At 42.3% G+C, this 12,650-nt stretch carries 11 protein-coding genes; 4 read left to right on the top strand and 7 right to left on the bottom strand.

Annotated elements, in window-relative coordinates; translation table 11 throughout:
* Positions 1 to 116 precede the first annotated feature (116 nt).
* From HF312_02750 to HF312_02740, 3 genes are all read right to left on the bottom strand, one after another.
* A complete protein-coding gene (locus HF312_02750; GenBank protein MCU7519105.1) occupies positions 117 to 419 on the bottom strand; it encodes a YciI family protein in 303 nt (100 codons plus the stop codon).
* 11 nt (positions 420 to 430) lie between these two features.
* On the bottom strand, positions 431 to 1,066 hold the full coding sequence (locus HF312_02745) for a flavodoxin family protein (protein MCU7519104.1): 636 nt from the start codon (positions 1,064 to 1,066) through the stop codon (positions 431 to 433).
* Between the two features lie 111 nt (positions 1,067 to 1,177).
* A complete protein-coding gene (locus HF312_02740; GenBank protein ID MCU7519103.1) occupies positions 1,178 to 2,767 on the bottom strand; it encodes an ABC-F family ATP-binding cassette domain-containing protein in 1,590 nt (529 codons plus the stop codon).
* Positions 2,768 to 3,299: 532 nt separating this feature from the next.
* Here HF312_02740 and HF312_02735 point away from each other — a divergent pair.
* The gene (locus tag HF312_02735) at positions 3,300 to 3,917 is read left to right on the top strand and encodes a LysE family translocator (protein MCU7519102.1); all 618 of its coding nucleotides are present in this window, start codon (positions 3,300 to 3,302) and stop codon (positions 3,915 to 3,917) included.
* Between the two features lie 23 nt (positions 3,918 to 3,940).
* Here the strand turns inward: HF312_02735 and rsgA are convergent, their stop codons facing one another.
* Together rsgA and HF312_02725 are read right to left on the bottom strand one after the other, a co-directional pair.
* Entirely contained in the window at positions 3,941 to 5,023 is a 1,083-nt protein-coding gene (gene rsgA, locus HF312_02730; protein ID MCU7519101.1) for a ribosome small subunit-dependent GTPase A, read from the bottom strand.
* Positions 5,024 to 5,191: 168 nt separating this feature from the next.
* On the bottom strand, positions 5,192 to 7,684 hold the full coding sequence (locus tag HF312_02725) for a T9SS type A sorting domain-containing protein (GenBank protein ID MCU7519100.1): 2,493 nt from the start codon (positions 7,682 to 7,684) through the stop codon (positions 5,192 to 5,194).
* A 210-nt stretch (positions 7,685 to 7,894) separates the two neighbouring features.
* Here HF312_02725 and HF312_02720 point away from each other — a divergent pair, with 210 nt between their 5' ends.
* Complete coding sequence (locus HF312_02720) at positions 7,895 to 8,035, top strand: hypothetical protein (GenBank protein ID MCU7519099.1); 141 nt, start codon at positions 7,895 to 7,897, stop codon at positions 8,033 to 8,035.
* Positions 8,036 to 8,077: 42 nt separating this feature from the next.
* Here the strand turns inward: HF312_02720 and HF312_02715 are convergent, their stop codons facing one another.
* Positions 8,078 to 8,590, bottom strand: coding sequence for a hypothetical protein (locus HF312_02715; GenBank protein ID MCU7519098.1), 513 nt, complete (start codon positions 8,588 to 8,590; stop codon positions 8,078 to 8,080).
* Between the two features lie 539 nt (positions 8,591 to 9,129).
* Here HF312_02715 and HF312_02710 point away from each other — a divergent pair.
* Together HF312_02710 and HF312_02705 are read left to right on the top strand one after the other, a co-directional pair.
* Positions 9,130 to 10,986, top strand: coding sequence for a cellulase family glycosylhydrolase (locus HF312_02710; GenBank protein ID MCU7519097.1), 1,857 nt, complete (start codon positions 9,130 to 9,132; stop codon positions 10,984 to 10,986).
* 284 nt (positions 10,987 to 11,270) lie between these two features.
* Positions 11,271 to 12,242, top strand: a complete 972-nt coding sequence (locus HF312_02705; GenBank protein ID MCU7519096.1) for a fatty acid desaturase — start codon at positions 11,271 to 11,273, stop codon at positions 12,240 to 12,242.
* 110 nt (positions 12,243 to 12,352) lie between these two features.
* On the opposite strand, the gene HF312_02700 is transcribed toward HF312_02705, so the two are convergent.
* Positions 12,353 to 12,610: a GIY-YIG nuclease family protein gene (locus tag HF312_02700; GenBank protein MCU7519095.1), complete on the bottom strand. Its 258-nt coding sequence runs from the start codon at positions 12,608 to 12,610 to the stop codon at positions 12,353 to 12,355.
* Between the last annotated feature and the right edge of the window lie 40 nt (positions 12,611 to 12,650).

The following is a 12,650-nucleotide window of genomic DNA, read 5'->3' as shown; positions in this document are numbered from 1 at the left end:
GGAACCATCTACAATGCAAAAAGAAGCACTGGCTAATGCTGAATTGTGAGCCGGCAAAAACAAAAGATCCCGGTTTCAGGCCGGGATCGTAAAGCTTACGTATATCTTAATTTTACTCATGCAGGTTTAACAGGAGTTGAAGCCAGGCTTCCTACGACAGTTGTCCATGGCCTGACCTGCCACTTTTTTATAAGCCCGTTTTTAACGTATGGATCAACGCGGGCAAACTTCTCTGCCACCTCAGGCGTCTCACCCTTAAACAAGAGTATCGCCTCATCAACAGGATCAGAAAGTGCGCCTCCTAAGATCAGCTCCTCATTATCGTGTGCCTCCCAGGCAAGCCTTAGATGCTCATCCCTGAATTCTACCCTTCTTTCCAGGTAGTCAGGAGTCAGTTCGTAAATCAATAAATAATGCATACTATTCCTTATTATCTTATAAAATTCATGCTTACTTTTTTCTGTTTCTCAGGCGGCGTAACAGTGCATGATGCAGCTTCTTTCATCTTCAAAAGCCACGCCATATTCTTTCCAAGTACGCTCATTATCTGGCTGCCTTCTGTATCCTGGAGAGCCTCGCCTTCACTTCTGCCATGAATGACATTCCAGTAATTGGCTGTAGCCAGAATCATCTCAGAGTACGTCAGATAATGATATAAGCTGTCAAGTGTGGCTGAGCCTCCTGTTCTTCTTACAGCTGTTACGGCTGCGGCAACTTTATGACGGAAGAGATTGCCATTAGAGCCCGAGACATAAAACACGCGGTCTAAGAAGCATTTCATTGTACCTGCAACGCCCGAATAATAAACAGGCGAGCCGATAATAATTCCATCAGCTTCTTTTAATGCCTGTATGTAACCGTTCAGGTCATCTGTTTTAATTGAGCATTTCTCATCTTTATTCTTAGCACACTTGTTGCATCCAAGACATCCATGGATTGCTTTGTGGCCTATGTGAAGGATCGCAAAATCAATTCCCTCAGCCTTCAGTTCATTCCCCACCAGATTAAGGGCGTGAAAAGTATTTCCGTCTGCCCTGGGGCTTCCGTTTATTGCTATTACTTTCATTTTATTTAACCGTTTTTTGTTATCTGTGTAAACAATATTTTCCGACAGCAAAATATAGTATTTCTTTGAAATTGCCGGCAACCGGAAAATAAAAAGATTCAGGTAAAAACACTATACATTAGTTTTTTCAAGCCTTATTATTTCCGTTGCAGCAGACTCAATAAAGAACCTGTCGTGCTCGACAAAAATAATTGTCGGCTCATCATTCTGCAGAAAATCCTCCAGCTGTTCGCGTGAAGCGATATCGAGATAGTTAAGCGGCTCATCCCATATTAGAAGCTGCGGTGAGGAAACAATAGTCCGGCAGAGGTCTATTTTCCGCAGCTGTCCCTTGCTGAAAGTCTCAAGCGGATGGTCAAATATCTCGCCCGTCATCTTAAATGCAGACATTATGAAGCGGAAATTTGTTACCTCCAGGCCTGCTTCATATAAATGATCCTTAAGGTATCCGGTCTGCCACAGGGGGCTCTGATAAGCGCGTGCAATCTTTAAGTTGGGTGCGGTAAATATATCGCCGTTTGTAATCGGAATAGTCCCTTCAATTGCATTAAGAAGTGTAGTCTTGCCCGTCCCGTTGTCACCGGTAATTGCAATCCTGTCACCCTTAAACACATTCAGGTATATTCCCGAAATGATTTCCCTGCCCTCTATGCTTACGGCCAGGTTGTTTACGGAAATAAGCCGCTCAGGGAGTTTACTGCTCCCTTTCATTTTAAGAGTGTGTTCAGATTCCCTGTTTTTAAGGAGGTCTTTCCTGCTTTCAATATTATTTTCAATGCGCCTTTCAATTGCAGTAGCCCTTTTCATCAGCTTTGCGGCTTTATGCGAAACAAAGCCGCTGTCAGCAGCGCTGTTTTTTTCCTTTTCCTTTTTGTTTGACCACTTTCTCTTCTGCTGTGCTGCTTTTTCAAGGCTTTGGATATCACGCTGAATATTCTCATAGCGCCTCTGTTCGAACTCTTCCTCAATACCGGTCTGGTAACGCCATGTGGAATAATTTCCCTGCATTACTTTTACGTCAGTCTTGTTTATTGAGATGACGTGATCTGTGCACCTGTCAAGAAGATACCTGTCGTGCGAGGCAACAATAAACCCCTTTTTACTTGCGGAAAGATACTCAGCCAGGTGTTCCCGTCCGTTCAGGTCCAGGTGGTCCGTCGGTTCATCAAGAAGAGGGAAAGTATCCTGCCTCATGAAAAGGGGCAGAATAAGGGCACGTGTTTTTTCTCCCCCGCTTAAGGTATTAAACGGCCTGCAGAGTACCTCCATGTCCAGGCCTATAGCTGCGGCTTCCTTTTCAATTGCCGAATCGATTGTGTATCCCTCAAAGTGCATAAAGAGGTCGAAGTAAGCTGAATACTCCTTCAGGCTATCCTCATCCCCCTTTTCGAGCAGGAGCGTCATCTTCTCTTCCCAGAAAGAAAAAGGTGCTATTGATTCCTTTATAACTCTTTGAGTAATTTCATTTGAATCGGCCGGGAAGTAGGGAAAGTATTTTATTTCAAAAGGCACATGCACCTGTCCTGAAGAGGGCAAATGCATTCCCGACAGAAGCTTAAAAAGGGTAGTCTTGCCTCTTCCGTTTCTTCCTATAAGTGCTGTTTTCCATTTATCGTCAATTACAATTGAAAATGAGCGGAAGACCTCCTGAAAAGGCGTGTCGTAATGAAAGCTTACATTATTTAATGATATCTGAGACATTTAATACTCCTTTCGTCTATGGGCGGCATTGCGGCAGACAAAACATGCAATAAAAGCAACACTATCTGAACTGCCTGAGGCCGCTGAAATTTAATATATGTATAGACTTCCCCGGTATGGGGATAAGAACCGGCACCTTTTAAGATAAGGTGCATATTTGAAAGGAGATTAAAATTTCATTTTTCTGAAGTCTGGTGAATAATCATTTACGGCAGAGCGCCATAAATCGTTTTTCATGTGCTAACAAATTACGAGATTACCTTTGACAAGTCAATTGATTTAAGACAGTATGATTCTTCTGTCATTATTCAGCAAAGCTATTTTATTATCTCTTCTTTTCTTAAGAGCCTGGCACTGAAAAAAAATAGTTACTAATTAATCAATATTTGAAATTTCTGCCCGCGGACTCTTAAAAATCTTTTCTTAAATTATACTAGAGAAAAAGACGGTTCAGTTTTATATATTCAGGAGTTTGGTTTAAGGGAATTATTACAGCTTCTGAAAAAGCCAGAGTATATAAAAGGATTATTAAATGATATTAGCCTATTTCGTAAAAGGATTTCTAATTGGCCTTGCAATGACTATTTCCATCGGGCCCCTTACAATAATGTGTATTCGCGAGACACTTGCAGCGGGGCAATTGCGCGGGCTTGCCGTCGGTCTGGGGGCTTCAACAGGAGATCTTTTTTACAGTTCAGTTGCTGCTTTTGGCATTACTATAATTTCAGATTTCTTAATAGCCGAGAGATTATGGATTCATATTATAGGCGGGATAATTCTTTTCTTTATGGGGTTCAGGATGTTCCGTGCCGAACCGCCCGACCCGAAAAATCACGTTCCCAACGGCGGGACTCTTAAGTTATATCTTTCTGCGGCAGTAATTGCATTTACAAACCCGATCACAATTTTTGCTTTTCTTGCCCTTTTTGCCACAGTTGGTCTTGCACATGAGTATAGCCGTATTCATGCTCTTGCCATAGTTTCAGGGGTTTTCATCGGTTCATTTATCTGGTTCATAGTGCTTACTTATGTCATTAAGCATTTGAAGCACAAACTGGATATGCCTAAGATGCGACTGGCAAACAAAATTGCCGGGGTGCTGGTACTTATTGCAGGCATATACGCCTTTGCCAGCTTGCTTCTGGATTAGAGCCGGGCTAAAGATACCAGCGTTTATTTTTTATCATTTTTATATTTCAATATAGAACGCACATATTTCCCGAACTTTTTATCCTTTTGTCTTTTTTCCACGTAAGACATCTCGTGATATAAAGATTCCTTTTGCATTTTCATGTAATTGGAGTAGCGTTCTTTTGAAATTATTCCTTCTTCCAGAGCGTTTAAGACTGCACAGCCTTTTTCAACAGTGTGCGTGCAATCGGAAAACCGGCATTGCTTTGAGAGTTCCGCTATCTCACCAAAAGTCTCATCAATGCCATTTTCAGCCGAGATAACACCAAGCTCACGCATTCCGGGGTTATCGATAATAATAGCCCCGTTATTTAGGACAATCAGCTCGCGGCGTGTAGTAGTATGCTTTCCTCTTCCGTCTTTTTCTCTAATCGGCTGAGTCTTAAATAAATCCTCGCTGATGAGGTTATTTATTAAAGTGGTCTTACCGACTCCAGAAGAGCCGAGCAGGCAGTAGGTTTTCCGGGGAGCTAATATTCCCTTTATCGAATCCATATCAGAAGCATGCTGGTTGCTGAAGGCAAGAATGTCAAGGCCCGGGAAAGACCGAAGGATCTCCGATTTCTTTTTTTCAATTTCATCGGGGGAAGCCAGGTCGCTCTTACTTAAAAAGACAAAAGGCTTGATTCCGCCCTCATTTATCATAACCAGGTATCGCTCCAGTCTTCTAATGTTGTAGTTTGAATCGAGCGCCTGGATAATTATGGCTACATCAATATTTGCGGCAATCAGCTGGTATTCAACCTTGCTGCCTGCTGTTTTTCTTTTTAACAGTGACTTCCTCGGAAAGATATCAAATATAACCGCAAAAGTATCATCATTGAATAAACGGACGCTTACCCAGTCGCCAACGGCAGGAAGATCCAGCGGGGAATCCGCCTCATACATAAACCTGCCTGCCAGCTCTGCAAAGATTTCATTTTTGCCATCCGAGACAATAAAGTTATTTTTGTTAACAGAAATAACTCTGGCCACAGAAGTATCAGACGGCTCCCGGGAAGCCTGATTATTTCTGAACCATTCATCAAAGCCCAGCCTTTCAGCTTTTCCAGGCTCTGTATTCATATGTCACCTCCGGTCCTTCATGTTTTATGTGCTCTACAGTACCAGTTGTACGAGGGTAATATACACAGAAAATCATAAAAAGATATAGCGGTAAGCTTTAAAAATAAAAAAGCCTGTCAGTGAAGTCACTCACTGCCAGGCCTAAGAATTTAGAGCTGTATTATTGTTTTATCTTACCAGCATCATTTTCTTAGTCTCAACAAAGTTTCCGCTTTGGAGTCTGTAGAAATAAATTCCGCTTGGAACTCCTGATGCATTCCATACGGCCCTGTGGCCTCCGGCGTTAAGTCTTCCGTTTAACAGTACTGCCACTTCCCTTCCCAATAAATCGAATACTTTAAGAGAAGTATTCCCTTCCTGCATTATGCTGAACTCGATTATGGTCGAGGGATTAAAGGGATTCGGGTAATTCTGCTTTAAGGAATATCCTTGCGGCATTTTCGTACCGGATTCTTCAACTGCGGTTACTTCTGCGGGGTAATGCAGTCTCATATTATCGAGATAAAATGTTCCGGAATATTTTTGTCCGGCTACTCTGCGCGTATCATTATACTGCGGCTGAACAACTATCCTTGCCAGCTTAACAGGATATGTCAGTGCGACAGTGTTCAGAGGAATATTATTCTTGAATGGGAAGGCAATAGTCCTGAATTTATCACTGCCCGAGATATCTGAAGATGCGGGTATTTTGAATGATTTATTCTGTCCGTTTACCACAATAAGAAAGGCGGAAGATACAGAAGTATCCGATTTGGCATCTATAAATACTGTATCCGGCAGGCCGTAAAAAGGAATATTGCAGTTCAGGTAAACGAGGTTATTGTAAGTCGTATTATATGCATAGTTAAAACCGACCTTAAATGAAGCTGCTCCTTCGGATTTAATGTCATTTGATACTTCAAGCTTTGAAGCTGCCAAATCCAGGTAAGAGCCGGCAAATGTCCAGCCCGTAAGGCTGTCCATCTGTGCAACCACAGGAGTTCCCCTTCCGATCATGACGGTTACTTCTGCAGTATCGGTAACATTACTAAGAAAAGAAGCGGCGATTTTAACCTTTCCCTCATTCTTTCCAAGTACCGATCCATCAGCCTTGACGGTAGCTATACTGGTATCAAGGGATGTCCAGCTGATGTCAGATATAGAAAGAGTTCTTTCGGTCAGATCGCTGGCATAAGCAGTGGCAGTCAGTTTTACAGGAGTTGAACCGTCAATAACCGCGGTCTTCGGCGTAACTGACAGTTTGTTTATAGGTATTAAGCTGACATAAGAAGAATCCGAGAAATTCTTATACCTGAGGTACAGGTATCCATTGGCCGGTGTTTTGGAGGCGGTAAAAAGCCCCTTGCTGTCAACTGTACCCAGTTCAGGAGACACGCTGAAACTCAGCTGCGTAGCATCAATTGCGGCTTCGTTATCATTAATATCATTTGCATACACGCTCAGCTGAAGCTTTTGTGCGCAGTAGATAAGAAACTTGTTGTAATTGTAAGTAAAAGCCACTTTGCCCAGCGTCTCCGGAACCTTTGGAGCAGAAGAAACAACGAGGAGGCAGTTTGCCACTGAACGCTCGTTGCCATCGGATGGAGAATTCATTACAGAATTTCTCACAACCATCGTGGTAGATCCGCCGCCATCAAGGTTAAAGGCATCGTAAAGGCCCAGTCTGATCATAAGATTAGCCAGGTCATCAAGTATGGCTCCGGCGCTGCTTGTCTGACGGCCGTCGAGGGTTACCAGGTAGAGATAAGTACTGTCCTTTGAAATACCTGCTATGGAGCGGGGTGCAGCTGTTGTAGTGCTTGAACCCGGTTCTCCTCTTTTGAGGGCTTCATCAAGGTAGTTGACACCGTTTTTAACAAGCCTGGGGTGACCGCCAACGAGCTCTTTGATTTTCTTCAGGTCAGTGCTAAGCCCCATGTACAGTTTTACAGTATCGCCCACGTGAAAATTATTATTTATAAAAGAAGCCGCAATTCCGTGGCCCGAAAGTACAGCTTTTCCCGCCGGGATAGCCATATTTCCAACATTTTTTTCAACTTTTTCCACCACGCATTTGAGCGTGTCGTTTACCAGCCATTCGGTAGTAGGCGTTACAAGAACTTCACTGCCATAAGCATTGGTTCCCGTGGAAGCTCCCATGTAGAAGTTATAAAGGATCAGCTTGTCTGACCCGCGCGTCTGATTAACCTCATTGATTTTCAGTAATGAATCGCCGCTGACGACAAAAGAGTTCAACGTACAAATATCCATCATAGGCTTGTTATTTGTGTCGAAGCCGATAAGTGTTGATACAATCGGGCCCCTGTATATCTGGCCTTTTCCGATCTGTATATTGGTAATTGCTCCGTTTTTCGTGTCGTAGTAATCGGCATTAATTGCGCCGACAACAAAGTGGCCCGGAGAGGTCCTGCGCTGTGCCATCGCACTGGTCCTTTCATAGCCGTAGTAAGATTCCTTGGCTTTAACGGCTTCGAGCGAAATGAATGGGTTTTTTAGGTTAACTCTCAAAACCTTGATTGTCCAGGGGACATCCCGTGCAATAATATCTGAATAAAGCACACCGGGTCCCACATAACGGCTCGAAAGAGTATCAAGTCTTTGAGCATTCAGTACAGAGTAAAATGTAAATGAAAGAAAAAATAAAAGTAGAAGTTTTTTCATGATGTGTCCTGCATTATGATTAGTTCTCAAATCAACCGCCGATAATTTAGAACTCACATAAATCAATTGCAAATATCTGCTTCAAAAATAAAAGTTTTATGATCATAAATAAAACCTTCCGGAATCCGGATTCGGCTGTGATATGCTGCAATTTCAATATAATACACATGATCATGATACAGTCTTGTCATGCTCTGGGAGTTGGATCAAATGGTGCTGTATACAGAATCATTTTACAAAGGCCTGCTTTATGGAATTGCCTTTGGCGGGGGAATATCAACGGGCATTTACATCTGGAATCATCCCGAGTTAACCAACAGGCAGCTTAATGCTTTCCCGACACTCATATGATTGAGATCCTGAATTCATTATTTAAATACATGGATTGCAGATTTAGGTTTTTTGTCCTAATTCTTTTAAGATTTTTGGGACTGATTTTTTTATTGCAGGGGACAATGTATTGAGGTACTGGTCTTTAGTAAGTAACGTGACCTCTTTGTATAAGTCTGGATATTGTTTCGCTATTTTAACAATTATTTTTAACGCTGTAGAACGCACAGAGGGCTGTTTATAAATATCCTTCCACAAATTAACACAGAAATCAAATAAGAGCCCTTTCTGATCTTCATTTAATTCCATTTTTGAAAGTATCTTAAGTAGTTCCCTTTGGTGGCCTTCGGTTTTGTCTGCCAGGGAGCCTATTATAAATCCCGTATATGCCTTAATCCTCTTGTCGTTTTCTTCCATACAGACGCCTAAAAGCCAGGCTGCCCGCCATGCAAATGGCTGTTTGCCTGAAACAGCAAGAAGAATTGCTTCTTCAAACTCTTCGGGATGGTTATCCATATAGGAAATCATATCAGGTCTGTAGAAGCTTAATAAGACGCTTTCAAATTCTGTTTCCATAAAATAGCAGATATTAATTTTCGTAATCTAAAATAGCTATTTTATCCCATATTTTCATGAAGGCTAAACGGACAGCAGGTCCTTCTGCTGCCCCATATTATTATTAATTTAATAAAAGAAATTATTGATTTAATAAAAATGAAACCATCCTGGAATATGCAGATCTGAGAAGATAAAAATTAAAGCCGCTCAAAAAAACGGGTTTTTGAAGAAAAAGCTCAATTTTGAAGACGTTTCCCGGCCTTATTGAGCCGTTTTATTCCTTAATGCGGAATTTTGCGGATGGGAATTGTAAAGCCGCAATAAATTGAATCTGAGATTTACGCTTGTCATTCTGGCACTAAATGTGGGGCATGGGATCAAATAAGAAAATTCTTTTTTAACACATTAATAATATTATAACCATGAACATTGCCAGATTAAACCTGACGCACTTGCTTTTATTATCTCTCTTTGTTATTAATTTTACAGCAAAGGCGCAAATCACTCCGCAGGAAGCTGCAAAACAGATTAAACGCGGCATCAATATCGGGAACACAATGGAACCTCCCACTGAAGGCGGGTGGAATAACAGTGCCGTAAAGGAGTATTACTTTGATGATTATAAAAGTGCTGGTTTTACCTGCATACGTATTCCCGTCAGGTGGGAAAAGCATACAATGGAAAACGCTCCTTACACAGTGGACCAGGCGTGGCTGGCAAGAGTTGAACAGGTTGTAGACTGGGGGCTGCAGCGCGGACTTTATATAATTATAAATGCACATCATGAGGACTGGCTGAAGCAAAATTACTCGATTAAAAACTACAGGGACCGCTTCGACAGCATTTGGGCTCAGGTAGCATTCAGGTTTAAGGACAAATCCGATAAATTGTTATTTGAAATTCTTAATGAACCCTTCGGGATGTCTGTCCAGCAGGTCAATGATCTTAATCAGAGAATTATTCCGATAATCCGTAAAACAAACCCCACACGTATTATCATTTATTCAGGAAATGATTATACCCCTTCAGGTGCATTAATGGCTGCAGCCATTCCAAAGGATAATTACATCATGGGCTACTTTCACTCCTATGATCCATGGAACTTTGCAGGCCTGGGACAGGGCACCTGGGGCACTGCCTCAGACGTAAACAGCATAAAAGCCATGTTTCAAACTGTTGCTCAGTGGTCAGCTAAAAATAACATTCCTGTAATGATCAGTGAATTTGGCGCCGTAAAATCCTGCGATTACAACAGCCGCATGTATCATTACTCAACTTATGTCTCGGAAGCCCTGAATAACGGAATAGCTTTTCAGGCCTGGGATGACGGCGGGGATTTCGGGCTGTATAACAGAAGCGGCCGCTCGTGGGATGAAATAAAAGATATTCTTACAAAAACTTATCCACAGGGTCCCACAGCATTGACTGCATCAGTTGTAAACGATACAAATGTAACTCTGAAGTGGACAAACCGGACGAGCTCGGGCAGCGGAATAAGAATCGAGAGAAAGACTGATGCCGGCCAGTTTACCGGAATTGCAGCATTAAGTCCTGATGCTGTTTCATTTAATGACACTGGATTAGAACCCGGGAAAACATATTACTACCGGGTAGTTACCATCTCGAACAGCCCGGCGGATATGTATTCCTATCCTGTTAAAGTCACTATAATTCCCAAAAACAGAAGCTCCTATAAAGGAATCCCCTTTGATGCACCCGGCACAATTGAAGCAGAAGATTACGATATCGGCGGCGAGGGCTTAACCTATCACGACACTGATCCCGCCAATGTTCCAGGCGCCTACAGGCCTTCGGAAGGTGTGGATATAGAAGCGCGTCCGGGCGGATATCAGCTTGCTTACGTTGCTGCCGGAGAATGGCTTGAATATACACTGAATGTCAAACAGGCTGGTGTTTATACAATTACGGCTTATACCGCGTCCATGGATGGAGGCGGGAAATTCCGGTTTGAATTCGGGGGTACTGCCACACAGGCTCTGGCCGTACCCAAAACAGGCAGCTGGACAACCCTTGTGCCAGTGAGTATTAAGGCCAATTTAAGCAAAGGGCTGCAGATAATGCGTTTAAGCTTAGTTGCAGTGCCCTCTTTTAATATCGACCGGTTTGTTATAACTTCGGATACGGATGCTTCAGTAAATGAAGAGCAGGCCCAGGTCCCTATGTTTAGCGTTTATCCTAATCCGGCAGGAAATCATTTAAATGTCAGGTTTAATTCCACGTTTAATGATGGGACAGTTGAGCTTTATAACATTTTAGGAGAATTGGTAAAAAGGGATAAGCTGAATGGCGGCACTACGACATTGCAGTTAAATAACCTGTCAAAGGGAGTCTACTTCCTGAAAGCTGTCATTAATCAGTCAAAGCCATTAACACAAAAGATAATTATTCAATAAGTTAACTTGCCTGCTCTGCGGAATAAAGCCTGACACCGAGAGCTTCCGGGATCATAGCCGGATTTTCTGCCATTTTCAAAATACAAAGCCCTTTGTAAGTCCATTTGCTTCATGGTCATAGATAAGTGGCTTGCTGTTCCTGGCTCAAGTCCTTATACTATACGGATATAAACGAATTAAAATAGTTTTAATAAACCAACAAGACGCCTTTTTTCGTTTTTACCCTATTAATTTTATAAGGTCTTCCATATATGGATAATACCGACTCCAGGAGTTGGAAAAATATGCTCGCGAATTATCAGACATCTCATACACTCAAAAGTGTCTGGCAGCTTCTAAATTCCTTTATCCCCTTTTTCATTACCTGGTATCTTATGTTTCTCTCTGTTGAATACAGCTATTGGCTGACACTGCTTTTGGCAATACCTGAGGCCGGCTTTCTGGTGCGTATTTTTATAATTCAGCACGATTGCGGCCACGGATCTTTTTTCAAATCAAAGAAGGCAAATAATATTGTAGGCCTCTTCTGCAGTTTCTTTACCTGGACTCCCTACTTTTACTGGCGGAAAGGTCATGGCATCCATCATGCCAATGCCGGCAATCTTGAGGGCAGAGGCATTGGGGACGTTTATACCATAACAGTCAAAGAATATCTGCAGAAGTCCAAATGGGAAAGGATCAAGTACAGGCTTTACCGCCATCCTTTATTTTTATTCCTTTTTATTCCGGCAATTGTTTTTATTATATGGTACAGGTTTCCGACTTCGAAAAATAAAGCCTTAAAAAAGGTTGAGCCGAATGTATACTGGACAGATCTGGTGCTTATACTGCTTGTAGGAACAATGATATGGCTGGTCAGCCTGAAAATGTTTCTTCTTATTCAGCTTCCCATAATTTTCATCTCAACATCCATTGGCAACTGGCTGTTTTACGTCCAGCATCAGTTCGAAGAAACATACTGGGCAAACAAGGAAGAGTGGAATTATTCAAAAGCAGCCATTCAGGGCAGTTCATATTACAAATTGCCCAAAGTCCTGCAATGGTTTTCCGGAAATATCGGATTCCATCATATCCATCACTTAAACCCCGGGATACCGAATTACCTGCTGGAGAAGTGCTACAGGAAGACTCCCGCGCTGCAGAAGGCTCCGGTATTAACAATCCGCAAAAGCTTCAGGAGTATGATGCTTCACCTCTGGGATGAGGAGCAGAAAAAACTTATCAGCTTCAGGCAATTAAAACACCGGGGCATTTAAGAAAAAGGCACCGTCAAAAACCAGGTGCTGAGTGTGTTGCGGGCAGGGGCTGGGCGCCTGCAACCCGATTAATCGGGATAACAGCCGAAGGTTCTGACGTACCAAATAAACTATATCTGAAGCTCATTATTTATTAAGCGCCTGATCATAATAGAACTTTTCCAGGATTTGACCTTTCTTTCAGCACTCTGTGCTTCAGACTTGCCGGAATATTCCTTTGTGAAAACAATTTCCCACGGCCTGTATCTTGAAGTAAAACCTTTTTCAAAAGTATTATGATAAGTGAGTCTTGTTTGGGGATGTTCCGAAGAGCCGACGTAGAATTTTTCTGCAGACCGGGATTTCAATATATACAGGTAGTATGCCATACCTGAATATAATGATTCAACACCAGAAACTCTTGATATC

Source organism: Ignavibacteria bacterium (genome assembly GCA_025612375.1).
In the GTDB taxonomy this organism is placed as follows: Bacteria; Bacteroidota; Ignavibacteria; order Ignavibacteriales; family SURF-24; genus JAAXKN01.
The sequence above is the reverse complement of the archived record's forward strand: the minus strand, read 5'-3'. Positions and strand labels throughout refer to the sequence as shown.